The following is a 24,205-nucleotide window of genomic DNA, read 5'->3' on the forward strand; positions in this document are numbered from 1 at the left end:
CGCACGTGTCCGACCGTGCCCAGCCGTGCCGCCGCCCTGTCGTGATCCGACGCGCCCCCGCCGCAGCCCCTCCCGTCATCCCGCACCCCGGCTCCACCCCACCCTCATCCGCACGAAGAACCCGCCCAGGAGGGCACCGTGGCCCTTTCCTCCTCCGGCACCGGAACCACCGGAGCCACCCCCGACGACGCCTCCGTCGCACCGGCCGCCACCAGCGCCGGGCGCGCTCCGGGGCGCGGTCTGCTGCCCTTGCTGCTCATCGGGAACAGCGCGATGTACACGCTCTACATCGGCGTCGGCGGCGTCCTGCTCGCCCTCCAGGTCGAGGACGTGGACCCGGCGAACAAGGTCTCCAACTTCGGCCTGATCGCAGGGGTCTCGGCGATCTTCGCCACGATCTTCAACCCGGTCGCCGGCGCCCTGTCCGACCGCAGCGGACGGCGCAATCCCTGGATCCTGGGCGGCGGACTCGCCGCCGTGCCGGCGATGTTCCTGCTCGGCTCTGCCGACACGATCCTGCTGATCACGATCGCCTGGTGCCTCGGCCAGGCCGTCATGAACGTCTACCAGGCGGCCCTGACCTCCGTGGTCCCCGACCGGGTCCCGATCTCCGCGCGCGGCAAGGCCTCCGCGGCCGTCGGGCTCGGCCTGCCGTTCGGCTCCACCCTCGGGGCGCTCATCGGCGCCGCGTTCTCGGACGACTACCGCACCGGGTACCTCCTCTTCGGCGCGATCGTGGCGGGCGCCGCGGTCCTGTTCACCGCCCGCACCCGTGAGGAGCGCCTCCCGGCGCGCGCCCCGCTGCCGGTCAAGCAGCAACTGGCCGCGTTCACCGGCGCCCTGCGCGACCACGACTTCCGCTGGGCTTTCATCGGGCGGGCGCTGCTCGTCCTCGGGTACTTCGCGGTCAGCGGGTACCAGCTGTACATCCTCCAGGACCACACCGTGCTCCCCGGCGGCATGGAGCCGGAGGAGGCGGTGGCGGTGCTGATGCCGCTGACCAGCGTCGCCATGGTGGTCTCCACGGTCCTCGGCGGGTACCTGTCCGACCGGCTCGACCGGCGCAAGCTCTTCGTCGGCGCCTCCGCCCTGCTGTCGGCCCTCGCGCTCGTGATCCCGGCCGTGTCGGACAGCTGGACGGCGATGCTGGCCTTCGCGGCCGTCAACGGGCTCGCGTTCGGCTCGTACATGGCCGTGGACACGGCGCTCGTGACGATGGTGCTCCCGAAGGCGCAGGACGCGGCCCGCGACATGGGCGTGCTCAACATCGCCAACGCGGGGCCGCAGATCATCGCGCCGTTCATCGCCTCGGTGATCGTGTCGGTGAGCGGCGGCTACACCGCGCTGTTCATCGTCGCGGCGGCCTTGGCGGTGGCGGGCGCCCTTGCGGTGAAGCCGATCCGCAGCGTGCGCTGAGTTCCCGGGGACTCCCCCGCGACCGCAGGGAACGCGCCCGAGATCCGTCCGGGAACCGATCCTCCGAGAACCCTCCCAGAAAGGCTTTACCGTGCAGCTGCACACCCACACCTGGGGCGACGGCGACCGCGTCGCGCTCCTGATCCACGGCATGATGGCCGACCACCGGACCTGGCGCCGGGTCGGTCCCGCCCTCGCCGAGCGGGGCTACCGCGTGATCGCCGTGGACCTGCGCGGCCACGGCGCCAGCGGGCGGGGCGAGTACGGCCCGGAGCTCTTCGCCGAGGACGTGGTCGAGACCCTGCCGGCCGGGGCCGACCTCGCCATCGGCCACTCGCTGGGCGGCCTGACCCTCTCGCTGGCCGTGGACCGGCTGAAGCCTCGGCGGGCGGTGTTCTCCGACCCGGCCTGGCATATGGCGAGCCCGGCCGAGGGCATGGGCCCGGAATTGTTCGCGCAGTTCAAGTCGGCGCCCCGGGAGCAGATCCGGGCGATGAACCCGCGCTGGGACGAGGCGGACGTCGACATCGAGCTGGAGACCCTGGCCGTGTGGGACGAGGCAACGGCGCTCGGCCTGGGCCCGCTGTTCGGTGCGGACCTGCTGCCGACGGCGCCGGTGGTCCCCTCGCTCGTCCAGCTCGCCGACCCCAGCTTCCTGATCTCCCCGGAGCGGGCGGCGCTGCTGGAGGAGCGCGGTTTCGAGGTGCGGTCGGTCGCCGGCGCCGGACACACCATCCACCGGGACGACTTCGACGGGTTCATGGCCTCGCTGGAGGGGTGGATACGGCCGCTCCAGTGACCCTCGGGGCCTCCCCGTTACCTTCGGACCCACCGAGCGGTAGCGGGGAGGTTCCGATGTCGGTGACGCCGTCAGGCACGAAGGCTCCGGCCGTCTCTTCCGGGCTGGTGGAAACGGCGCGGGCGCTCGCCGAAGGAGCTGTCGGCGCACGCCGGTTGACCGAGGAGGCGCTGGAGCGGATCGCGGCCGCGCAGCCCGTGCTCAACGCCTTCCGGATCGTACGCACCGAGGCCGCGCTCGCCGAGGCGGACGCGGCCGACCGGCGCCTGGCCGCCGGCGAGCGGCTGCCGCTGCTCGGCGTACCGGTCGCCGTGAAGGACGACATGGACGTGGCCGGGGAACCGACCGCCTTCGGCTGCGCCGGGGAGTTCCCGCCGAAGACCGCCGACAGCGAGGCCGTACGCAGACTGCGCGCGGCCGGTGCGATCGTCATCGGCAAGACCCAGACGCCCGAGCTGGGGCAGTGGCCGTGCACCGAGGGCCCCGCGTTCGGCGACACCCGCAATCCGTGGAACCCGGCCCATACGCCCGGCGGTTCCTCCGGCGGCTCGGCGGCCGCCGTGGCCGCGGGGCTGGTCCCGGCGGCGCTCGGCTCCGACGGGGCGGGTTCCGTACGGATCCCCGCCGCCTGGACCCACCTGGTGGGCGTCAAACCGCAGCGCGGGCGCGTCTCCACCTGGCCCGAGCCCGAATCGTTCCACGGACTGACGGTCAACGGCGTGCTGGCCCGCAGCGTCGCCGACGCGGCGCTCCTGCTGGACGCCGCGAGCGGCCAGCACCCCCAGGACCGGCACCGCCCGGCGGCCCCCGTGTCGGCGGTGGAGGCGGTCCGCCGCCCACCGGGACGGCTGCGCATCGCCCTGTCGTTCGGGATGGCCTTCACGGCGACGCCCAAGTCCCTCGATCCGGAGGTCCGTTCCGCGGTGGAGCGGCTCGCCGGGCGGCTGGAGTCACTGGGGCACGAGGTGGTACCGGAGGATCCGCGCTACGGCCGGATCGGCCTGGCCTTCGTCCCGCGCGCGACGGGGGGCGTACGGGACTGGGCGTCCCGGGTGCCGGATCCCGGGCTGCTGGACCCGCGCACGCACGGGGCGGTGCGTACCGGCCGGATCCTCGGCGGCCTGCCGCTGCGGGCCTCGCGGCGGGCGGAAACCCTGCTGCGGCGGCGGATCGGGGAGATCTTCGGCCGGTTCGACGTGGTCCTGACCCCCACGACCGCCACTCCCCCGCTGCGGATCGGCGCCCTGGCGGGCCTCGGGGCGATGGCCACGGACCGGGCGATGATCGCGGCGTGCCCGTACGCCTGGACGTGGAACGTCCTGGGCTGGCCGGGGGTGAACATCCCGGCGGGCTTCACCTCGGCGGGCCTGCCCCTCGGCGCCCAGCTCCTGGGCCCGGCCGACTCGGAGCCCCTCCTCCTCTCCCTGGCCGCCCAGGCGGAAGCGGCGGAAGCCTGGACGAGCCACTGGCCGACGTGATGCCGGTGCTCCGGCTCGGGCGCGCGTGCCGGGCGTACGTGCCGGGCGTACACACCGGGCGGCGACGGGGCCGGGCGTCGCGGCGCAGCGGTCACCACGCGGGTCGGCGTACGTGCTTCGCTTCGCGGTGGATGGCCCAGGCGTCCGCCACCGGGCCCAGGTGCCCCAGCTTTTCGGGGTTGATCACGGATCGGATGGCCTGGATCCGCCCGTCGAGCACGTCGAGGGCCAGGGTCTGGAGCACCCTGCCGTCCCGGTCGCGGACGACGGCGCCCGGCTGGCCGTTGATCTCCTGCGGTTCGAACGTGAGCCCCAGCCCCGTCAGGCGGGGGTAGACGGCGGCGAGCAGCCGGGCCACGTTCTGGGCTCCCACGACGGCCCTGGCCAGCTGCGGGGCCTTGCCTCCGCCGTCACCGACCATCGACACGTCGGCGGCGAGCAGTTCCCGCAGGCCGCCGACGTCGCCTTCGCGGAGGGCCTCGAAGAACCGCGCCGCGAGTTCCTCCCGCTCCGCGCGGGCGGTCTCGAAGCGCGGCCGCCCCGCCTGCATGTGCCGCCGCGCCCGTACGAGCAGCTGGCGGCAGGCCGCCTCGGAGCGCCCCACCGCGGCGGCGATCTCGTCGAAGCCGAAGGCGAACACGTCCCGGAGCACGAACACGGCCCGTTCCAGCGGGCTGAGCCGCTCCAGGAGCAGCAGCACCGCCATCGAGACGGAATCGGCGAGTTCCACCGCCCGCGCGGGGTCCTCGTACGGATCGCTCAGCAGCGGTTCGGGGAACCACGGGCCGACGTACTCCTCGCGCCGCACCCGGGCGGAGCGCAGTACGTCGATCGCGATCCGCGTCACCGCGGCCGAGAGGAAGGCCTTGGTCGAGGTGGGCCGGGTCGAGGAGCCGTCGAAGCGCAGCCACGTCTCCTGCACCGCGTCCTCGGCCTCGCCCACACTGCCCAGAATCCGATAGGCGATCGAGAACAGCAGCGGGCGCAGCTCCTCGAACTCCTCGACCTTGCTCACGCCGATCTCCCTGTCGTCCCGTCGTCCGGTCGCCCCGTCGTGGTTCAGTGGAACTGCCCGGCCACGTAATTCCCGGCCGGCTGCCGGGTGATGACGTTGAGCCGGTTCACCATGTTCATGAAGGAGACGAAGAGCACCAGGGCTTTGAGCTGCTCCTGGTCGTAGTGGCGCGCGGCCCGCGCCCACACCTCGTCGCCGACCCCGCCGGCCGCGTCCGCGACCCGGGTCCCCTCCTCGGCCAGCTCCAGTGCGGCCCGCTCCGCCTCGGTGAAGACGGTGGCCTCCCGCCACGCCGCCACCAAGTGCAGCCTCGTCGCGCTCTCGCCGGCCGCGGCGGCCTCCTTCGTGTGCATGTCGACGCATACCGCGCAGCCGTTGATCTGGCTCACGCGCAGCGCCAGGAGCTCCTGCGTCGCGGCCGGCAACGGCAGTTCCTTGATGGCCCTGCCCGCCGACATCAGGTGGGTGAAGGCCTTGCCGGGCTTCGCGTCGGTGAAGAAGTCCAGTCGCGCGTCCATGGGGTTCTCCTTGGTGATCGTCGGTGCCTGCACCCCTGAAGACGAGGCAGCCCGCCCCCCTGTGACACGCCTCCGTGTGACCCGGAACACGCCCCTCTCCTCCCGCGGCCCGGACTACGCGCGGCCGGTCGCGGAGGCGAAGCCGAGCCAGGTGTGGCGATTGCCCCACCAGCACCAGCCGACCTTCGGCGCGGCGCGCCGCTCGCGGCCGTCCCGGCCCGTGCCGTTGCTGATCCAGATCGCCGGGGTACGGGCGTCCAGGGCGCCGTTCGCCTTGCGCAGCCGGGAGCCGATGGTCATGAAGCAGCGGTTGCGCTCCAGGGCCGCCGGCTGCTGGAGCACCCAGTGGACCCCCTCGGTGAGCAGCAGCGGGGTGCGCTGCTCCCCGGCGAGGGCGGGCAGCGCCTCTTCCGGGCTCCAGTTGGACAGGTGGTCGCCCCGGTCGACGCCCGTGACCACGTACAGCGGGGCGCCGGGCAGCTCGATGGCGTCGAGCGGGCCGAATCCGTCCACGTCGGCCATGTCGGTGACGACGAAACCCGGCTTGTCCTCGCGGCGGAGCAGCGGGGCGAGGGCGGAGGCGGGGGCCCGGTCCGGGTGGACGGCGAGCAGGACGTCACCGCCGTGCCCGGGCGCGCCGTCCTGCGCGGAGGCGAAGGCGCGCAGTTCACCGGCGGGGATCCGGGCGAGCTCGTGCACTCCGAGCGCGATCAGGCGCTCTGCCTGGGCGGAGAGCGGCGGGAGAGGGGGCACGGCGGGGCTGGAAGAGGTCTCGGGCACGTCACTCCTGCGGCTGGCGGTTCAGAGCGGTGGACCCCGGACCAACGAGGCGCCCCGCCGCAATGTTCCCCCGCCGCCTCCCCCTGCCCGGGCCACGCGCCCGTCGGGGCGGGAGCAGTCCGGCGCGCCCCGGCCCACCGCGCGCCGGACTGCTTCGACCACCGCCTCGATTTCGGCCTGGCCTCGGTCCTGACCGGGCGCTGAAACGAAGAAGGGCAAGGAGGTAACCCACTCCTTGCCCTTCTCAACGTATAGCGCAGTGGGGGGCTTGCCACAAGGCCCCCGGCGTGGCGCACAATCGTCGGCCGAGGCCAGAAACCTTCCGAAATATTCGGTTCGCGTGATATCTGCGCCTTTGTGACGTAACCGGGGGTCTTCTTGATGGACGTGATCGTGGTCGGCGGCGGGCCGACCGGACTGATGCTGGCCTGCGAGCTGCGCCTGCACGGCGTGCGGGTGCTCGTGCTGGAGAAGGAGGCGCAGCCGACCGGTCAGTCGCGCGCCCAGGGCCTGCACGTGCGCAGCATCGAGGTGATGGACCAGCGCGGCCTGCTGGAGCGGTTCCTCCCGCTCGGTCGGCAGTTCACGGTCGGCGGCTTCTTCGCCGGCCTCGGCACCTCCTGGCCCCAGCGCCTGGACACGGCGCACTCGTACGTCCTCCACATCCCGCAGGAGATCACCGAGCGGCTGCTGACCGAGCACGCCACCGAGGTCGGCGTGGAGATCCGGCGCGGCTGCGAGCTGGTCGGACTGGTCCAGGACGACGAGGGGGTGACCGCCGAGCTGGCCGACGGCACCCGGCTGCGCGCCCGCTACGCCGTCGGCTGCGACGGGGGCCGCAGTACGGTCCGCAGACTGCTCGGCGTCGGCTTCCCCGGGGAGCCTTCCCGGGTCGAGACGCTGCTGGGCGTGATGGAGTTGGCCGAGCCGGCCGAGGCGGTGGCCGCCGCAGTGGCCGAAGTCCGCAAGACCCAGCTGCGTTTCGGCGCCATGCCGCTGGGGGACGGGGTCTACCGCGTGGTCACTCCCGCCGAGGGCGTGGCCGAGGACCGTGCCGCGGCGCCCACCCTCGACGAGTTCCGGCAGCAGCTGCGCGCCTACGCCGGCACCGACTTCGGCGCGCACTCCCCGCGCTGGCTCTCCCGCTTCGGCGACGCGACACGGCTGGCCGAGCGCTACCGGGTCGGCCGCGTGCTGCTGGCGGGCGACGCGGCGCACATCCACCCCCCGACCGGCGGGCAGGGGCTCAACCTCGGCATCCAGGACGCGTTCAACCTCGGCTGGAAGCTGGCCGCCGAGATCGCCGGCTGGGCGCCCGAGGGGCTCCTGGACAGCTACCACGCGGAACGCCGTCCGGTGGCCGCCGACGTACTGGACAACACCCGCGCGCAGATCCAGCTGATGTCGACGGAGCCGGGCGCCCTGGCGGTACGCCGACTGCTCGCGGAACTGGTCGACTTCGAGGAGGTCAACCGGTACCTGATCGAGAAGATCACCGCGATCTCCGTCCGCTACGACATCGGCGAGGACCAAGGCCAAGGCCAAGGCCAGGGCCATGGCCAGGAGCAAGGCCGTGAACTGCTCGGCCGGCGGATGCGGGACGTGGCGCTGGGGCGCGGCCGCCTCTACGAGCTGATGCGCGGCGGCCGCGGCCTGCTGCTCGACCAGACCGGCCGGCTCTCGGCGGCGGGCTGGTCGGACCGCGTCGACCACGTCGTCGAGGTCAGTGCGGAACTGGCGGTGCCCGCGGTGCTGCTGCGCCCCGACGGCCATGTCGCGTGGGTGGGTGAGGACCAGGGGGATCTGCTCCGCCACCTGCCCAAGTGGTTCGGCGCCACCGCCGGCTGAGCACGGCCCGCCCCGGCGATCACCCCGCGCGCGCTCCCCCGCCGGGGTGGTTCCCCGGGCCCAACGGGCGCAGTGCGGCACGGCTCACGGGGCGCGGGCGGGCTCCCGTACGAAGCTGTGCGCTGCTCCCTGCACCCCGCGAGGCCGGAGGTTCGTACGCCCATGACCCACGCAGACCTGAGACCCGCGCGGCGGCGCCGCGGACCCGGCGGGAGGACGGGCGTACTGGCCACCGCGCTCGGCTTGGCCCTGGTACTGGCGCTGCCCGGCTCCGCGCTGGCCGCGCCCGGCGATCCGGATCCGTCCTTCGGGCCGGACGGCCGGGTGGTCACCCCGTTCCCCGGCTACGCGGAGGGCCACGACATCGCGCGGCAGGCCGACGGCAAGCTGGTCGTGGTCGGCCTGAGCGAGGCCGGCTTCGCGCTCGCCCGGTACGACGCGGCCGGCGGCCTCGACCCCGGCTTCGCCGGGGACGGCACCGTGACGAGCGACTTCGGCGGCGGCGCCCATACGGCGAACGCGGTGGCGATCCAGCCCTCGGACGGGAAGATCGTCGTGGCGGGCACCACCGAGGTCGCGGAGGAGGGCGGCGGCTGCTGCTTCTTCTCCGTGGCCCGCTACAACACCGACGGCAGCCTGGACCCGGGCTTCGGCGACGGTGGTCTGGTACGGGTCGACGAGTTCGGCGGGTCCGCGGACGGCGCGGACGTGGCGGTACAGCCCGACGGGAAGATCATCGCGGCGGGCAAGGGCGCCGGCGGGGGCTTCGCCCTGGTCCGCCTCGACAGCGCCGGGAACCTGGACCCGAGTCTCGGCGGCGACGGCGCGGTCGTCGCCGGCTTCACCCCCACCTCACCGCAGGACGCCGGGGGCACCGCCCGCCGCATCGCCCTCCAGCCGGACGGCAAGATCGTCTCGGTCGGGTACGTCGGCAACACGAACTTCGACATCGGCGTGGTCCGCTACCTGCCGGGCGGCAGCCTCGACCCCACTTTCAGCGGAGACGGCATGGTGACCGCGGACTTCGGCGGCACCGAGTTCGGAAACGACGTGGCGGTGCAGCCGGACGGCAAGATCGTCGCCGCGGGCTCCGGCGCGGTCGGGGTGGCCCTGCTGCGCTACAACGCCGACGGCAGCCCCGACAACGGCTTCGGCAGCGGCGGGCGCACCTCGGTCCACTTCCCCGGTGATGGCGGGGGCGCCAACGCCCTGGCGCTCCAGCCGAACGGAAAGATCGTCATCGCGGGGCAGGCCGACGACCCCAACAGCGAAGAGGCCAACGACTTCGGCGTGGCCCGTTTCAACGCCAACGGCACGGTGGACACCGGCTTCGGCGGCGACGGGTTCGTGGTCACGGGCTTCCAGGACCGGGACGAGGCCCGCGGGGTGCTCGTACAGCCGGACGGCAAGATCGTCGCGGCGGGCTTCGGTGCGGGCTTCGCCTTCGCCCTCGCCCGCTACCAGGGCGGCGACGGCACCGCGCCGCCCCCGCCGCCGAGCGCGGACCTGTCGGTGACGCAGACCCCGGCGGCCACGGTGAGCATCGGCGACCGCGCCGCCTACACGGTGACGGTCACCAACTCCGCGGCCTCCACCGCCACCGCGACCGGCGTCACACTGACGGACACCCTCACCGGCGCCGCGGTGGCGCTCACTTCGGCCGCCGCCTCGCAGGGTACGTGTACGACCACGGCGACGGGCGCCGGCTGCGCCCTCGGCTCGCTGGCCCCGGGCGCGAGCGCGACGGTCACGGTGACGGCGGAGCCGCGGTCCACCGGCACGGTCACGAACACGGCGGTCGTGAGCGCGACGCAGCAGGACCCCTCGACCGCGAACAACACGAGGGCGGCGACGACCTCGGTGAACAACGCCCACGGCTGCACGGTCGTCGGCACCGTCGGCGCGGACACCCTGACCGGCGGCTACTTCACCGACGTGATCTGCGGTCTCGGCGGCAATGACACCGTCCGCGCGAGCTACGGGAACGACACCGTCTACGGCGGTTACGGGAACGACAACATCGACGGCGGCTACGGCGACGACACCCTGAACGGCGGCCCGGGCAACGACACCTTGACCGGCGACTACGGCAACGACCGCCTGACCACCACCGACGGAGTCTTTGCCAACGACAGCGCGAACGGCGGTCCCGGCACCGACACCTGCACCACGGACCCGGGCGACACCCGCACCAACTGCCCCTGACCCCCTCGCCGGAGAGCCGTCGCGACGAACGCCGCGACGGCTCTTCCCACTCCCGGGGCGCTCAGAACGTCCAGCGGGTGTGCGTGTAGATCCCGTTGTCACGGCCGAAGCCGTAGGCCGTGGACGGGGGCAGCGCGAAGACCACCGCGCCGCCCTTGCGGATCGCGTCCCCCATGCCGTGGAAGGTGCCCTCGGTGGAGGTCATGTGGGGGCCGTACTTCGTCTCGTACGCCGTGATCACCTCCTCCAGCGCCGCCGGATCGGCCACCTGCCGGGCCGTCCCCTCGATCACGAGGTCGAATCCTGCCGTGAGGGAGTTCCCCCCGGTGGTCAGTGCGCAGTGACCGTCGTGGGCGAGGTTCTTCGCCTTCTGCTCGTCCGGTCCGGTCGAGAAGTACAGCGCCCCGTCGTGCCAGGCCGCGATCACGGGTGTGACGTGCAGCCGGCCGTCGGCCCGCACCGTGGACGCCCAGAAGATCTCGGCGTCCGCCAACTGCCGCAGGGCCTCGGCCCAGTCGGTGGCGGTGACGTCCGCGGCGCCCGGGCGGGGGTTGAGCGCGGAGCTGTAGCGGGCGTCGAGCTCGGTGGTCGTGGGGTGCTTCTCGGGTCCGTGTGCGGGCATGGCGGACCTCCCTTCCTGGTCCCGTAACGACCGGCGGCCCGTACGGAAACCCTCGCCGTGTCCGTTTCGCCCGTCTGCCCGCGGGGGCCGGGGCGGGATCAGCCCGCGTGCTGGTACGCCGAGTAGGTGAGGTAGCCCGCGTCGCCGCCCTGGTAGAGCGTGGCCTCGTCCACGGGCGCGACGGGCAGCCCCAGGCGCAACCGCTCCACCAGGTCGGGGTTGGCGATGTAGGCGCGGCCGAAGCTGATGAGGTCGGCGCCGAGCCCGAGCCAGTGGTCCGCGTCGGCCCGGCCGGTCTGCTTGGAGCCCATCGGGAGGGTCGGGTTCACGACGAGGGTGCCCGGCCAGGCCCGGCGCAGACCGAGGAGCACGGGCTCGTCGGCGGTCGCTTCGAGGTGGACGTACGCCAGGTCGAGGCGGGCGAGCTCGGCCAGCAGCGCCGCGTAGAGCTCGGGGACTTCGGTTTCCGCGACGCCCCAGAACGTGCCGCCCGGGGAGAGGCGGATCCCGGTCCTGGTCCCGCCGATGGCGTCGACGGTGGCGGCCGCGGCCTCGACGGCGAACCGGATCCGGCCCGCCACCGAGCCTCCGTAGCGGTCCGTGCGCAGGTTGGCGTTGGAGGAGAGGAACTGCGAGATCAGGTAGCCGTTGGCGCCGTGCAGCTCGACGCCGTCGAAGCCGGCGTCGACGGCGCGCCGGGCGGCCTCGGCGTACGAGCGGGCGTGCCCGGGCACCTCGGAGGTGGCCAGGGCGCGCGGTACGGGAGCGGGGCGCGGCCCGGCCGCGGTGAACACCTCGCCGACGGCGGCGACGGCCGAGGGACCGACCGGCCGGGTGCCGGTGGTGTCGGGGTGCGAGACGCGGCCGCCGTGCATGATCTGGGCGAAGATCCGTCCGCCGTTGGAGCGGACCGCGGCGGTCACCGGGCGCCACGCCTCGACCTGCTCGTCGGTGTGCAGTCCCGGGGTCCCCGGATTGGACTGGCCGATCAGGCTCGGCTGCACCCCCTCGCTCACGATCAGCCCGGCCGTGGCGCGCTGGGCGTAGTACGTCGCCATCGAGGGTGTCGCCAGACCGCCGGCGGCGGCCCGGACCCGCGACATGGGGGCCATCACCACCCGGTTCGGCAGGGTCAGGTCACCGAGTCGATGGCTGTCGAAAAGGGTGGTCACCGCAAGCTCCTTGCTGTCCGCGGCGCCCGGGTGTCGGGCACTGCGGCTACGCTAAAACCTGACGTCGACGTCAGAGGCAAGCTGTGTGCCGCAACTCACAGCCGGGGAGGGCGAGATGCGCATCGGGGAGCTCGCGGGGCGGGCCGGGGTCAGCGTCCGCTCGGTGCGCTACTACGAGGAGCAGGGCCTGCTCGCCAGCACGCGCAGCGCGAGTGGGCAGCGGCACTACACCGACGAGGAGGTGGAGCGGGTCGTGTTCCTCCAGCGCCTGTACGCCGCGGGGCTGTCCAGCAGGACCATCGCCGAACTGCTGCCGTGCGTGGATGCGCCCAGTGAGGAGGCCTCCGACGCCGCGCTGACGCGGATGGCGCAGGAGCGCGCGCGGCTGTCGGACCACATCGCCGACCTCGTCCGCACGCGCGACGCCCTCGACGGGCTGATGGCCACCGCCCGGGAACACCGGGAGCGCCTGCGCGCGAACGCGGACTCCTCCGCGACGACCTGTTGAGAGACGAGACCTGTCGAGAGGGGCGCGATCTCATGTAAGTTCCCTTTGGGAACTCATAAACGGGTCAAGGAGATCGGGAGAGCTCATGGCGCAGCGGACCTGGACGGCCGTCGACGACTACTTCGACGGACTGCTCGTGGAGGAGGACGAGGCGCTGGTCGCCGCGAACGCGGACGCCGAGGCCGCGGGGCTGCCCGCGCACCAGGTGGCCCCGAACCAGGGCAAGCTGCTGCACCTCCTCGCCCGCATCCGCGGCGCGCGCACCGTCCTCGAAATCGGCACCCTCGGCGGGTACAGCACCATCTGGCTCGCCCGGGCCCTGCCGGCCGGCGGGCGGCTGGTCACCCTGGAGGTCGACCCGCACTGCGCGGACGTCGCCGAGGCGAACGTCGCCCGGGCCGGGCTCGCGGACGTGGTCGACATCCGACGCGGGCCGGCCCTCGAACTGCTGCCCCACCTCACGGACCTCGCCCCGTTCGACCTTGTCTTCATCGACGCCGACAAGCCGTCCAACCCGGACTACCTGAAATGGGCCCTCGAACTGACCGGGCCCGGCAGCGTCATCATCGGCGACAACGTCGTCCGCGACGGGGCCGTCGTCGACCCGGACAGCACCGACCCCCGCGTCCAGGGAGTCCGCCGGTTCACCGAACTCATCGCCGAGCACCCGAACTTGACCGCCACGGCTCTCCAGACCGTCGGCAGCAAGGGCTACGACGGGCTCGTCATGGCCCTCGTCACGGGCTGAACCGCGCCCGCGGCGGCCGCCCGAACCACTAATCTCGGCCGCATGACGGCACTTTCCCACCACAGCTCCGACCCCATCGAGCAGCCCGGCCGCGGCGGGGCCACCGCCACCACCGAGGCCGATCCGCACGCCATCGGGCCCGTGCGCACCGAGTACGCGCCCGACAAGGACGGCGATCCGGACCCCGGCGAGATCGTGTGGACCTGGGTCCCGTACGAGGAGAACGACGGCCGCGGCAAGGACCGCCCGGTTCTGGTCGTCGCCCGGGAGGCGGGCGGGCGCACCCTGCTGGCCGTACAGCTGTCGAGCAAGCGGCACGACAACGACCGGGAGTGGGTGCCGATCGGCACCGGCCCCTGGGACGGCGCCGGGCGCGAGTCCTGGGTCGACGTGGACCGGGTGCTGCGCGTGCACGAGGACGGCATGCGGCGCGAGGCGTGCGCCCTGGACCGGGGCAGGTTCCAGCTGGTGGTGAACCGGCTCCGCGAGCGCTACGGCTGGCGGTAGCGGCCGCGCCCCTCAGCCGCCGAGGACGTCCAGGGCCCGCTCCGCGTACCGGCCCCAGCGCCCGGCCCGGTCCGCGGGCAGGGCGACCCAGTCCCGGGCGCGGCGCCCGCCCCCGGCCCCGCCCGGGCCGCTACGTGCCGAATCCTGCGAAAGCCCGTTCGAATGCCTCCCGTGGTCCCGGATCGCGGTCCAGCACCCCGAACACCACCCGCTCGAAGACCCCCGCGAAACGCCCGGCCAGCAGGGCCCGGAAGGCCTCGGCGACCTCCGCCGGGTCGTTGCGGAACACGCCGCACCCCCAGGCCCCCAGCACCAGCCGCGGGTACCCGTGAAGCGCCGCCGTCTCCAGGACGCGCTCCGCGCGCCGCGCCAGCGCCGCCGGGATCTCGGCGGCGCGCTCCGGCTCCTGGCGGCGGATGGTCCCCGCGTTGGGGGCCGGGGAGGTCAGGAAACCCACCCTGAACGGGGCCTCCAGCAGCTCGCCCCGGTCGTCGCGGAAGACGGGCACCCCGGGCGAGTGAATCACCCGGTCGGTGTAGAACGTGCTGCTTCCCGCGCGGTGGACCTCGTAGTACTCCGGGGCCTCCAGCAAGGTCTCGTACAGGGCCGAGGCGCGGCACAGCGCCTCCTCCTGGGCCTTGGCCCCGCGGACGTATCCGCCCCCGGGATTACGGGCCGAGGCGAAGTTCAAGACGGCCACCGACGCCCCGCGGACCGGGCCCGGGGCGTCCGCGGCGAGCCTGCGGGCGGCGACCGTGCTGCTCTCCCCCGTGACCTCGACGGCCGTCTCGTACCGCCTGACGGAGGGCTCCCCGTCTGGAATGACCTGGTTTGGCCCATATATCCTGGTTCCGGCCCTGGACTCCGCCAGGGCGGCGGCCAGGGAGACCTGCCGCCCGGACCGCGTCCGGTACCCGCCGGCCGCCACGATGGTCGCGTTGTCCCGCGCGATCTCACGCAATCTGCTGCTCACGTCGCCATCATCGACAGCAGGAACCACCCGCGGCCAGACATTTTCCGCGCGGTGGCCCGCTCCCCCCTTTTCGGGCCGACAAGGACGGGTAGGTAGGCATGGTCAGGTCACACCCGCGGACAGGAGACCCTGCCATGCCACAGGACTCGTACGCGCCACCAGACCCCCAGGCCCCGGGCGACTCAGCCGCCCTCGGCGAAACCGCCGCCGAGGACCTCGTCCACGGCATTTGTTTCAAGACGGGCCCGCCCCGCATCCTCGGCGCCGAGCTCGAATGGCTCGTACTGGACGCCGAACGGCCCGGCGAGACCCTGCCGCCCGACCGGCTGACCGCCGCGCACGACGCGGCCCGCGCCCTGCCCCTGCACTCCCGGCTCACCATCGAACCCGGCGGCCAGCTGGAGCTCAGCTCCGCGCCCGCCCCCTCCCTCTCCGGCTGCGTGGACGGCCTCCAGGCCGATCTGACCGCCGTACGGGCCGCCCTGCGCTCCCGGGGCCTGGTCCTGCACGGCACCGGCCGCGATCCGCGCCGGCCGCTGCGCCGCCTGCTGCACAGCCCGCGCTACGACGCGATGGAGAGCTACTTCGACCGCACCGGCCCGGCCGGGCGCGCCATGATGTGCTCCTCCGCCTCCGTCCAGGTCTGCGTGGACGCCGGGTACGAGGAACCGGGGCCGCTCGGGTACGGCCGGCGCTGGCGGCTGGCGCACCTGCTGGGCGCCGTGTTCGTGGCGGCCTTCGCCAACTCCCCCGCGCACGAGGGCCCGTACGCCGGATGGCGGTGCTCCCGGCAGGGGATCTGGAACGACATCGACGCCCGGCGCTCGCTGGCCCCGCCGGCGGACGCCGAGCCGCGGGCCGGCTGGACCCGGCACGCGCTGGACACCGAGGTGATGTGCGTGCGCTCGGAAGGCGAGGGGCCGTGGCCGGTCCCGCGCGGCATGACCTTCCGCGACTGGCTGCGCGCCGCCGAAGCCACCGGCGCCGGCGCCCCGGGCCCGGACGGCCTGCGGCCGCCCACCGCCGCGGACCTGGAGTACCACCTCACCACACTGTTCCCGCCGGTGCGCCCGCGCGGACACCTGGAGTTCCGGATGATCGACGCCCAGCCCGGCGAGGACGGCTGGCTGGTCCCGGTGGCCGTCGTCCACGCGCTGTTCGACGACCCCGAGGCCGCCGAGAGCGCCTACCGGGCCGCGAAGGCCCTGGCCGACACCCACGGCCCCCGGCCCTCGCCGCGCAATCCCCTGTGGCAGTCCGCCGCCCGGCACGGTCTGGCCGATCCGGAGCTGCGCACGGCGGCGGCCACCTGCTTCCGGGCCGCCGTGGAGGCGCTGCCGCGGCTCGGCGCGAGCCGGCACGTCCAGGACGTGGTCGGCGCCTTCACCGAACGTTTCCCACTGCGCGGCCGCTGCCCGGCCGACGACGGATACCTGCAGCTCACCGGGACGGGGGCCCGCTCATGACCGCATCGCCTTCAGCCGACTCCGCCCGCCCGGCCCCCGCGGCCCTGCGCGAGCGGGCCCACGCGGCCCTGACCGCGGCCCGCGCCCGTACGGCCCTGCTCACCGATGCCGTGAGCGACCGCGACCTCGTCGCCCAGCACTCCCCGCTGATGTCGCCGCTGGTCTGGGACCTCGCCCACATCGGGAACCAGGAGGAGCTCTGGCTGCTGCGCAACGTGGCCGGGCACGACTCCCTCCACCCCGAGATCGACCCGCTCTACGACGCGTTCCAGCACCCTCGCGCCGACCGGCCGAAGCTGCCCCTGCTGGGGCCGGCGGAGGCCCGCCGCTACACCGCCGAGGTGCGCGGCCGGGTCTTCGACCTGCTGGAGCGCACCGCGCTGGAAGGCTCCGCGCTGCTGGACGACGGTTTCGCGTTCGGGATGATCGCCCAGCACGAACAGCAGCACGATGAAACCATGCTGATCACCCACCAGCTGCGCCGGGGCGAGCCGGTACTGACCGCGCCCGAACCGGATCCTCCGCAGGGGCCGCCCCCCGCGGCCGCCGAAGTCCTGGTTCCCGGTGGCCCGTTCACGATGGGAACCTCGGCCGAGCCGTGGTCCCTGGACAATGAGCGGCCCGCGCACACCCGGGAGGTCGGGGCCTTCCTCATCGACACGGCGCCGGTGACCAACTCCGCCTATCAGGCGTTCATCGCCGACGGCGGCTACACCGACGAACGCTGGTGGGCCCCCGAGGGCTGGGACCAGATCCACCGTCACGGGATCGGGGCCCCGCTGTTCTGGCACCGCGAGGCCGGCCAGTGGCTGCGGCGCCGCTTCGGCGTGACCGAGCCGGTGCCCGCCGACGAGCCCGTACTGCACGTCAGCTGGTACGAGGCGGACGCGTACGCCCGCTGGGCGGGACGCCGGCTGCCCACGGAGGCGGAGTGGGAGAAGGCGGCCCGGCACGACCCGGCCACCGGCCGCTCCACCCGCTACCCCTGGGGCGACGAGGACCCGACCCCGGACCGCGCCAACCTCGGCCAGCGCCACCTGCGCCCGGCCCCGGCGGGCAGCTACCCGGCCGGGGCCTCCCCGCTCGGGGTGCGCCAGCTGATCGGCGACGTGTGGGAGTGGACCGCCTCCGACTTCCTGCCGTACCCGGGGTTCCGGGCCTTCCCGTACCGCGAGTACTCGGAGGTGTTCTTCGGCCCCGAGCACAAGGTGCTGCGCGGCGGCTCGTTCGCCGTGGACCCGGTGGCCTGCCGGGGCACCTTCCGCAACTGGGACCTGCCGGTGCGCCGGCAGATCTTCTCCGGGTTCCGGACCGCGAGGGATGCCTGATGTGCCGTCACATCGCCTTCGTCGGGCCGGAGATACCCCTGGCCCGGCTGCTGACCGAGCCCGAGCACGGTCTCGTGCGGCAGTCCTGGGAGCCGCGCCGGCAGCGCCACGGCACGGTCAACGCCGACGGGTTCGGTGTCGGCTGGTACGCGGAGGGCGATCCGGTCCCCGCGCGCTACCGGCGGGCCGGGCCCGTCTGGGGAGACCCCAACTTCGCCGATCTGGCCCGGGTGGTCCGTACGCGGGCCGCACTGGCCGCCGTACGGGACGCCACCGTGTTCGGGGCGGACGGGGAGGCCGCGGCGGCGCCGTTCGCCGCCGGGCCGTGGCTGTTCAGCCACAACGGCGCGGTACGGGACTGGCCGGACGCGGTGGCGCCGCTCGCCGCCTCCCTGCCCCCCGCGCAGCTGCTGTCCCTGGCCGCGAGCACGGACTCCGCGCTGGTCTGGGCGCTGGTGCAGCACCGGCTGCACCGGGGGGACGACCTCGGCACCGCGCTCGCCGAGCCGGTGCGGGAGCTCGCGGCGGCGGCGCCCGGCTCCCGCCTGAACCTGCTGCTCACCGACGGCGCCGGCATCGCCGCAACGGCCTGGGGCGATTCGCTCTGGTACCTGGCCGACGCGCGGGCGCAGCGCACGGTGGTGGCCTCGGAGCCGTACGACGACGACTCCCGCTGGTGCGAAGTACCCGACCGGACCCTGCTGACCGCCCGTGCCACACGGGTCGACCTGACCCCGCTGAAGGAGACCGCCCCGTGAGCGACTTCCAGCTGACCCGCACCCTCGACGAGCACTCCGCCGACACCGCGCTGCGCGCCGACGTCCTCCACGGGCTGACGGCGTCGCCCAAGGTGCTGCCGCCCAAGTGGTTCTACGACGCCCGGGGCAGTGAACTCTTCGAGGAGATCACGCGGTTGCCCGAGTACTACCCGACGCGCGCCGAGCGGGAGATCCTGCTGGCGCGGGCCGGTGAGATCGCCTCCGCGAGCGGGGCGCGCACGCTGGTGGAGCTGGGTTCCGGCTCCTCCGAGAAGACCCGGCACCTGATCGAGGCCATGCCGGCGCTCGACACGTACATCCCGGTGGACGTGAGCGCGAGCGCTCTGGAAGGCGCCGCGCGGACGCTGCTGACCGAGCACCCGGGGCTGCGGGTGCACGCGCTGGTGGCCGACTTCACGAAGCCGCTGCGGCTGCCGGAGACCCCCGGGCCCCGGCTGGTGGTGTTCCTCGGCGGCACGGTCGGCAACCTGCTGCCGCCGGAGCGCGCCGCGTTCCTGGCCTCCGTACGGGCGATGCTGTCGCCCGGGGACGCCCTGCTGATGGGGACGGACCTGGTGAAGGACGAGGGCGTGCTGGTGGCCGCGTACGACGACGCGCAGGGGGTGACCGCCGCCTTCAACAAGAACGTACTGGCCGTGGTCAACCGGGAGCTGGGCGCGGACTTCCACACCGACGACTTCACGCACGTCGCGGTGTGGAACCGGGAGCACGAGTGGATCGAGATGCGGCTGCGGGCCCGGTCGGAGCTGGTGGTGAAGGTCCGGGCGCTGGATCTGGTGGTGCCGTTCGCGGCGGGTGAGGAGATCCTGACGGAGGTGTCCGCGAAGTTCCGTCAGGAAGGCGTACGGAAGGAACTCGCCGAGGCCGGTCTTGAGTTGACTCAGTGGTGGACGGATGCGGAGGGGCGCTTCGCGCTGTCCCTGGCGGTGGCCGACGGCGAGCTCGGCTGGGCCGGCACGCCCGCGAGTAGCGTGGCGGCCGGGACGGAGGAGACGGGAGAGGAGACGGGCATGACGGGGACGCAGGCGACGGCGGCCTGAGCCGCGGCGGCGAGCTCCCGCCGGTCCGCGTGCCGGCCCGGCGGGATCCGCGGCAGCAGACGCACCTCGGCGCGCACCCCGCGGGCCCGGGCGATCCGCCACAGGGAAGCGGTCAGCGGATCGTCCCCGACGAAGGCGGTCGCCCCGGCGGGGCTCCCGTCGGGCAGCAGATAGGCGAGCCGCACGGGCTGTACGGGCACCCGTGCGTCCAGGGCGGACTGGAAGGCGGCCCGCCGGAAGGTCCCCCGGGCGCGCCCGCACCAGGTGCTGCCCTCGGGGAAGACGGTGACGCGGTCGCCGGCCAGCAGGGCCCGGGTCATGGTCTCGACGGTGGCGGGGAGGGCGCGGATCCGGTCGCGTTCGATGAACAGGGTGCCGTTCTGCCGGGAGAGCGGGCCGAGTACCGGCCAGGTGCCGATGTCGCTCTTGGCCAGCATCCGGCAGGGCACGGCGGCGGCGACGAGCGGGATGTCCAGCCAGGAGACGTGGTTGGCGACGATCAGGCGGCCGCCGTCCGGGCCGGGGCTCCCCTGCACGGTGAGCCGGATGCCGAAGGCCCGGACCAGGGCCGTGGCCCAGGCCCGCACCAGCGCCTGGCGGGGGCGGGTGGGGAGCAGCCGTACGGGCTGGAAGCCCAGGATCCCGAGCAGGATCAGGGCCGCGGCGGCGGTGAGCCGGAGCACCGCGCGGGCGAGGCCCGCCCGGGCCCCCTCGTGGCCGGCGCAGGCCTCGGGGGTGCAGGGCGAGGTGGGCAGCCAGACGCTCATGCGGCCGGGACGAGCGAGAGGAAGTGCTTGAGGTAGCGCGGGTTGGTGCGCCGCAGGGAGAGCAGGACGTACAGGTCGGCGCAGCCGAACCCGGCGTCGAGGGCGGGCTCGCCGCAGACCCAGGCGCCCAGGCGCAGGTAGCCGCGCAGCAGCGGGGGCAGCTCGACGCGCGGCGGGAAGGTGATGCCCTCGGGGTTCCAGGGCAGGTGCGGGGTGACCCGGTACTCCTCGGGGGCGAGGTTGCGGGTGAGGACGCTCTCGCGGGTGGCGGCGGCCAGCACCCCGCCGTCGGCGAGCGGTATCGAGCAGCAGCCGGCGAGCCAGTTGTGGCCGGAGCGGTCCATGTAGCGGGCGAGGCCGGCCCAGATCAGCGCGATCACGGCGCCGTTGCGGTGGTCGGGGTGGACGCAGGAGCGGCCGACCTCGACGAGGTCGGGGCGGATCGGGGCGAGGGCGGAGAGGTCGAACTCGCCCTCGGAGTAGAGGCGGCCGGCGACGGCGGCGCGCTCCGGGGGCAGCAGCCGGTAGGTGCCGACGACCTGGCCGCTCTCCTCCTCGATGACGAGGAGGTGGTCGCAGTACGCGTCGAAGGCGTCGGAGTCGAGGCCCGGCTCGGGTCCGTCGAGGCGGGCGCCGAGCTCGCCGGCGAAGACCAGGTGGCGCAGGCGCTGGGCGGCGCGCACCTCGTCCTCGTCGCGGGCGAGGCGGACGGTGTAGTGGGGGGTGGCGGGAAGGTCCGCGGGGGCCGTGACGGGTGCGGCCGCGGGGACGGCAGCGGTGGTGAGGAGGGGGGTGACGGGCGAGGTCACGGTGGGGGGAAGGGTGGACGGGGACAGGGGTGCGATGGTCATGGCGGCTCCTGATCCGGGCACGGGAGCCAGGCCGGCAGGTGGTGTGGCCTGGCTCCTTTACTTCTTCCGTGACCGGCTGGATTCGACATGACCGCTCAGCGGCACTTGGATGTGCGAACGCTGAACTCGGCGGGCGCGGCCGCCCCCGGCATGCGCCCGAAGGGCGCCGAAGACGCGGTCAGCGGTCGGAGCTGAGGACCTTGCTGATCATGTCGGAGGCCTCCTTGGCGGCCCGGCGCGGATCCTCCCCGGTGAGTACGGCCGTCATGTAGGGCTTGATCGGGTTCTTGCCCTCGACCTCGGCCCAGCGGGCGGACTTCGGGGTGGCGCGGCCCTGGGCGGCTCCGGGGGCCATGCTCGCGGCCCCCTCGTTGCCGTCGACCACGTGGGCGAGGGAGGCCTTGTTCGGCACGTAGCTCATCGTGCGGGCGAGCTCGGTCTGCCAGGTCTCGCTGACCAGCGCGGTGATCACGTCCACGGCCTCGCGGCGGTGCTTGGTCCGTTCGGGGATGATCAGGTCGGAGCCGCCGGTGAAGACGGCGCCGGGCTTGTCGGAGGTCTTGCCGGGGACGGGGAAGAACCCCAGCTTGCCCTTGAGGGCCGGGTTGGCGGCCTCGATGGCGGCGGCCTGGCCGGGCGGGGCGATGATCTGGGCGACCGCGCCGCTCGCGAAGACCTCGGACTGCGGGGGCGTCTCCTCGTCGGCGTTCCTGGGGCCGTCGCCGAGGGCCTGGAGCAGCTTGTAGAACTCCATGCCGGCCAGGGCCTTGTCGTCGTCGAGGGTGCCGACCCACTCGCCGCCCGTCTCGACGGCGAGCTCGCCGCCCTCGTCCCAGATGAACCCGGAGAGGACGTACCAGTTCTGACCGGGGAGGTAGATGCCCTGTCTGCCGCCCTTGTCCAGCTTCTGGGTGGCCTGGATCCACTCCTGCCGGTTCTTGGGCGGGGCCTTGATGCCCGCGTCCGCGAAGAGGTCCTTGTTGTAGATCACCACGCGGTTGGCGGCGTACCACGGGACGCCGTACTGCGCGCCGTCGACGCTTCCCGGGTCGGAGAGGCCCTTGAGCCAGTCCTTGCTGCCCCATTCGCGCAGGCCCTCCAGGGTGAGCTCGGACAGGCCTCCGGTCTCGATGTACTGGGCGACCTGGGTGTTGCCGACCTCGATGACGTCGGCGCTCTCGGCGCTCTTGCCCTTGAGCACGGCGTTGACCTTCTCGCCGATGCCCGTCCACTCCTGGATCCTGACGTCGAGGTCGACGCCGGGGTGCTCCTTCTCGAACGAGGAGGTGAACTTCGCGATGAAGTCCTCCGAGGCACTGCCCTTCATCAGCCAGAGCGTCACCTTCTGCGCCCCTGCGGCCGATCCCGCCAGCTGACTGCAGCCGGTGAGGGCGGTCGCGGCCGCGAGGGCCGTGCACACGGCGAGGAAGCGCATCTTCACGAAGGTCACCTTCTGGAGTCCGGTCTCGGAGATGGCTTGAAATTGGCATAGACCAATGGGCGGGTCAAGGCCCTTTCACTCGGGACTGTTCACGCAAAGTTCGCGGAGACGGACTTACTGGGGCACCGTGGAACGAGGCAAAAGCCCCCCCACCGTCGGGAGAACCCATGTCCAACCACACCTACCGGGTGACCGAGATCGTCGGCACCTCCCCCGAGGGCATCGATCAGGCCATCCGCAACGGCGTCACACGGGCCGGCCAGACCCTGCGCAACCTGGACTGGTTCGAGGTCACGCAGGTGCGCGGGCACATCGAGAACGGCACCGTGGCGCACTACCAGGTGGGCCTCAAGGTCGGGTTCCGCCTGGACGGCGAGGACTGATCAGGTGCGGCCCTCACCCTCCTGGGCGGACTTGAGCTCCGGCGCGTCGGCCGCCCAGTCCGCCAGCACCACCGTGAAGCCGGCGGCGCGCGCCGCCCGGCAGACGAGCTCGTCGTCGTCCACGAGCATCCGCACCTCCCGGCCCCGGGAGATCCGCCGGAGCACCTCCAGCTTGGTGGTCCGGGCCGGCCTGCGGTCCTGGTTCCCGCGCATCCACACCCGGCCCTCCGGCAGCCCGTGCCGGGTCAGCCACTCCTGCGTGTCCGCACGGCACCGCTCCGGGCGACCGGTCAGGTAGACGACCTCGCAGTCGGCCGCCTGCTCCACCGCCAGCGCCACCCCGCGCGCCAGCGGCGGGTCGGCGGGCGCCGCGCCGAAGAAGCCGTCCCAGTCCCGGGGCCGGCCCTCCAGGAAGTGCTGGCGGTGGTCGGTGTCGGCCAGCGTGTTGTCGATGTCGAAGACGGCCAGCGGCCGGCGGTCGTTGCTGTCACTCATGCGGGTCAGAGTAGGCAGGGAATCCTTTCGGCGCGTGTGCGTTACAGGCTTGTGTGATGCGGAGAATCTCCATCCTCGACCGGTCCCGGACCCGCGAGGGGCACCCGGCCCCGCAGGCCCTGCGGGACACCGTGGAGCTCGCCCGCGCGGCGGAGCGGCTCGGCTACCACCGCTTCTGGGTGTCCGAGCACCACAGCGTCCCCGGTGTCGCGGGCTCCGCGCCCGCGGTGCTGGCCGCGGCCGTGGCCGGGGCCACGCGGCGGATCCGGGTCGGGACGGGCGGGGTGATGCTGCCCAACCACCAACCGCTGGTGGTCGCCGAGCAGTTCGGGGTGCTGGAGTCGCTGTTCCCCGGCCGGATCGACATGGGCCTCGGCCGCTCGGTCGGCTTCACCGGAGGGATCCGGCGGGCTCTGGGCCGCGACGCACAGGACGCCGACCGCTTCGAGGAACAGCTGGCGGAGCTGCTGGGCTGGCTGGACGGCACCCAGCGGGAGTACCCCGAGGTGCACGCCCGCCCCGCGGAGGGGCTGCGGATCCCCGCGTACGTCCTGGCCACCGGCGAGGGTGCCGGAGTCGCGGCCCGGGCCGGACTGCCGCTCGTGGTGGGCGACCTGCGCTCCCGTAGCCGGGTCGTGGAGGTCGTCGAGCGCTACCGCGCCCAGTTCCGCCCCTCGCCCGCCGGCTCGGAGCCGTACGTGATGGTCTCCGGGACGGTGGCCGTAGCGGGGACTCCCGAGGCGGCCCGGCGCATCCTGGTCCCCGAGGCCTGGTCCCTCGCGCACTCCCGCACCCGGGGCAGCTTCCCGCCCCTGCGCCCGGCCGAGGAGGTGGAGGCCCTGGCCATGACCGCGAAGGAGCGGGAGCTGTACGAGGGCGGGCTCGCCGGGCACGTCCACGGCACCGAGGAGCAGGTCGCGGCGCAGCTCGCCGAGGTGGCGGAGCTGACGCGCGCGGACGAGCTGCTGGTCACCACCTCCACGTACGACCGCACGGCGCTGCTGGACTCCTTCGAGCGGCTGGCGGGGCTGGCCGGGGCCTGACCGTGAGCGGGCCGGGGCGGGCC

Annotated in this window: 23 protein-coding genes and 1 pseudogene; 14 read left to right on the forward strand and 10 right to left on the reverse strand. The window is 73.7% G+C overall.

Features of this window, described 5'->3' with window-relative positions:
* The first annotated feature begins 138 nt into the window (after positions 1 to 138).
* The 3 genes from CP980_RS04990 to CP980_RS05000 all read left to right on the forward strand — a co-directional run bounded on the left by CP980_RS04990 (position 139) and on the right by CP980_RS05000 (position 3,693).
* Positions 139 to 1,416 (forward strand): MFS transporter, encoded by a 1,278-nt coding sequence (locus tag CP980_RS04990; protein ID WP_150492742.1) that lies wholly within the window; start codon positions 139 to 141, stop codon positions 1,414 to 1,416.
* A 91-nt stretch (positions 1,417 to 1,507) separates the two neighbouring features.
* Positions 1,508 to 2,215: an alpha/beta fold hydrolase gene (locus tag CP980_RS04995; RefSeq protein ID WP_150492743.1), complete on the forward strand. Its 708-nt coding sequence runs from the start codon at positions 1,508 to 1,510 to the stop codon at positions 2,213 to 2,215.
* A 56-nt stretch (positions 2,216 to 2,271) separates the two neighbouring features.
* Positions 2,272 to 3,693 (forward strand): amidase, encoded by a 1,422-nt coding sequence (locus CP980_RS05000; protein ID WP_150492744.1) that lies wholly within the window; start codon positions 2,272 to 2,274, stop codon positions 3,691 to 3,693.
* 91 nt (positions 3,694 to 3,784) lie between these two features.
* Here the strand turns inward: CP980_RS05000 and CP980_RS05005 are convergent, their stop codons facing one another.
* From CP980_RS05005 to CP980_RS05015, 3 genes are all read right to left on the reverse strand, one after another.
* On the reverse strand, positions 3,785 to 4,708 hold the full coding sequence (locus CP980_RS05005) for an RNA polymerase sigma-70 factor (RefSeq protein WP_150492745.1): 924 nt from the start codon (positions 4,706 to 4,708) through the stop codon (positions 3,785 to 3,787).
* Positions 4,709 to 4,752: 44 nt separating this feature from the next.
* The gene (locus CP980_RS05010; protein WP_099895259.1) at positions 4,753 to 5,226 is read right to left on the reverse strand and encodes a carboxymuconolactone decarboxylase family protein; all 474 of its coding nucleotides are present in this window, start codon (positions 5,224 to 5,226) and stop codon (positions 4,753 to 4,755) included.
* Between the two features lie 114 nt (positions 5,227 to 5,340).
* Complete coding sequence (locus CP980_RS05015; protein WP_150492746.1) at positions 5,341 to 6,006, reverse strand: DUF5701 family protein; 666 nt, start codon at positions 6,004 to 6,006, stop codon at positions 5,341 to 5,343.
* 378 nt (positions 6,007 to 6,384) lie between these two features.
* Here CP980_RS05015 and rox point away from each other — a divergent pair, with 378 nt between their 5' ends.
* Positions 6,385 to 7,854: a rifampin monooxygenase gene (gene rox / locus CP980_RS05020; RefSeq protein WP_150492747.1), complete on the forward strand. Its 1,470-nt coding sequence runs from the start codon at positions 6,385 to 6,387 to the stop codon at positions 7,852 to 7,854.
* A 162-nt stretch (positions 7,855 to 8,016) separates the two neighbouring features.
* On the forward strand, positions 8,017 to 10,059 hold the full coding sequence (locus CP980_RS05025) for a DUF11 domain-containing protein (RefSeq protein WP_150492748.1): 2,043 nt from the start codon (positions 8,017 to 8,019) through the stop codon (positions 10,057 to 10,059).
* 61 nt (positions 10,060 to 10,120) lie between these two features.
* Here the strand turns inward: CP980_RS05025 and CP980_RS05030 are convergent, their stop codons facing one another.
* On the reverse strand, positions 10,121 to 10,681 hold the full coding sequence (locus CP980_RS05030) for a pyridoxamine 5'-phosphate oxidase family protein (RefSeq protein WP_150492749.1): 561 nt from the start codon (positions 10,679 to 10,681) through the stop codon (positions 10,121 to 10,123).
* Between the two features lie 98 nt (positions 10,682 to 10,779).
* The gene (locus tag CP980_RS05035; protein ID WP_150492750.1) at positions 10,780 to 11,853 is read right to left on the reverse strand and encodes an alkene reductase; all 1,074 of its coding nucleotides are present in this window, start codon (positions 11,851 to 11,853) and stop codon (positions 10,780 to 10,782) included.
* Between the two features lie 115 nt (positions 11,854 to 11,968).
* Here CP980_RS05035 and CP980_RS05040 point away from each other — a divergent pair, with 115 nt between their 5' ends.
* The 3 genes from CP980_RS05040 (at position 11,969) to CP980_RS05050 (ending at position 13,616) form a co-directional block, all read left to right on the forward strand.
* On the forward strand, positions 11,969 to 12,361 hold the full coding sequence (locus CP980_RS05040; protein ID WP_132754753.1) for a MerR family transcriptional regulator: 393 nt from the start codon (positions 11,969 to 11,971) through the stop codon (positions 12,359 to 12,361).
* Positions 12,362 to 12,446: 85 nt separating this feature from the next.
* Positions 12,447 to 13,109 (forward strand): O-methyltransferase, encoded by a 663-nt coding sequence (locus CP980_RS05045; RefSeq protein WP_132754395.1) that lies wholly within the window; start codon positions 12,447 to 12,449, stop codon positions 13,107 to 13,109.
* A gap of 42 nt (positions 13,110 to 13,151) precedes the next feature.
* Positions 13,152 to 13,616, forward strand: a complete 465-nt coding sequence (locus CP980_RS05050) for a type II toxin-antitoxin system PemK/MazF family toxin (protein ID WP_030159966.1) — start codon at positions 13,152 to 13,154, stop codon at positions 13,614 to 13,616.
* Positions 13,617 to 13,746: 130 nt separating this feature from the next.
* Here the strand turns inward: CP980_RS05050 and CP980_RS05055 are convergent, their stop codons facing one another.
* Positions 13,747 to 14,589 (reverse strand): TIGR02452 family protein, encoded by an 843-nt coding sequence (locus CP980_RS05055; protein WP_150492751.1) that lies wholly within the window; start codon positions 14,587 to 14,589, stop codon positions 13,747 to 13,749.
* Between the two features lie 134 nt (positions 14,590 to 14,723).
* Between CP980_RS05055 and egtA the strand changes: the two genes are divergently transcribed.
* From egtA to egtD, 4 genes are read left to right on the forward strand one after another with little or no spacing between them, the layout of a single operon-like run.
* Entirely contained in the window at positions 14,724 to 16,055 is a 1,332-nt protein-coding gene (gene egtA / locus CP980_RS05060) for an ergothioneine biosynthesis glutamate--cysteine ligase EgtA (protein WP_132754399.1), read from the forward strand.
* Positions 16,052 to 17,383 carry an ergothioneine biosynthesis protein EgtB gene (gene egtB, locus CP980_RS05065; protein WP_150492752.1) on the forward strand — a complete coding sequence of 444 codons (1,332 nt, stop codon included), beginning with the start codon at positions 16,052 to 16,054 and terminating at the stop codon, positions 17,381 to 17,383. The genes egtA and egtB overlap by 4 nt, the downstream gene beginning before the upstream one ends.
* Positions 17,383 to 18,141 carry an ergothioneine biosynthesis protein EgtC gene (egtC, locus tag CP980_RS05070; protein ID WP_132754403.1) on the forward strand — a complete coding sequence of 253 codons (759 nt, stop codon included), beginning with the start codon at positions 17,383 to 17,385 and terminating at the stop codon, positions 18,139 to 18,141. The genes egtB and egtC overlap by 1 nt, the downstream gene beginning before the upstream one ends.
* Positions 18,138 to 19,202, forward strand: a complete 1,065-nt coding sequence (gene egtD, locus CP980_RS05075; RefSeq protein WP_150492753.1) for an L-histidine N(alpha)-methyltransferase — start codon at positions 18,138 to 18,140, stop codon at positions 19,200 to 19,202. The genes egtC and egtD overlap by 4 nt, the downstream gene beginning before the upstream one ends.
* Positions 19,203 to 19,441: 239 nt before the next feature.
* Here egtD and CP980_RS36540 read toward each other — a convergent pair.
* The 3 genes and pseudogenes from CP980_RS36540 to CP980_RS05090 all read right to left on the reverse strand — a co-directional run.
* Positions 19,442 to 19,969: pseudogene (locus tag CP980_RS36540) on the reverse strand (lysophospholipid acyltransferase family protein); the annotation flags it as partial.
* On the reverse strand, positions 19,966 to 20,820 hold the full coding sequence (locus CP980_RS05085; protein WP_189998374.1) for a GNAT family N-acetyltransferase: 855 nt from the start codon (positions 20,818 to 20,820) through the stop codon (positions 19,966 to 19,968). The gene CP980_RS05085 and the pseudogene CP980_RS36540, both read right to left, overlap by 4 nt.
* 178 nt (positions 20,821 to 20,998) lie before the next feature.
* Entirely contained in the window at positions 20,999 to 22,261 is a 1,263-nt protein-coding gene (locus CP980_RS05090; RefSeq protein ID WP_373312779.1) for an extracellular solute-binding protein, read from the reverse strand.
* A gap of 167 nt (positions 22,262 to 22,428) precedes the next feature.
* On the opposite strand from CP980_RS05090, the gene CP980_RS05095 reads away from it, so the two are divergent.
* Positions 22,429 to 22,644: a dodecin gene (locus CP980_RS05095; RefSeq protein WP_099888579.1), complete on the forward strand. Its 216-nt coding sequence runs from the start codon at positions 22,429 to 22,431 to the stop codon at positions 22,642 to 22,644.
* Here CP980_RS05095 and CP980_RS05100 read toward each other — a convergent pair whose 3' ends face one another.
* Positions 22,645 to 23,139, reverse strand: a complete 495-nt coding sequence (locus CP980_RS05100; protein ID WP_132754409.1) for a phosphatase domain-containing protein — start codon at positions 23,137 to 23,139, stop codon at positions 22,645 to 22,647.
* Positions 23,140 to 23,195: 56 nt separating this feature from the next.
* Between CP980_RS05100 and CP980_RS05105 the strand changes: the two genes are divergently transcribed.
* Positions 23,196 to 24,182 carry an LLM class flavin-dependent oxidoreductase gene (locus CP980_RS05105; protein ID WP_150492754.1) on the forward strand — a complete coding sequence of 329 codons (987 nt, stop codon included), beginning with the start codon at positions 23,196 to 23,198 and terminating at the stop codon, positions 24,180 to 24,182.
* Positions 24,183 to 24,205 lie beyond the last annotated feature (23 nt).

This window comes from Streptomyces vinaceus (assembly GCF_008704935.1).
In the GTDB taxonomy this organism is placed as follows: domain Bacteria; phylum Actinomycetota; class Actinomycetes; order Streptomycetales; family Streptomycetaceae; genus Streptomyces; species Streptomyces vinaceus.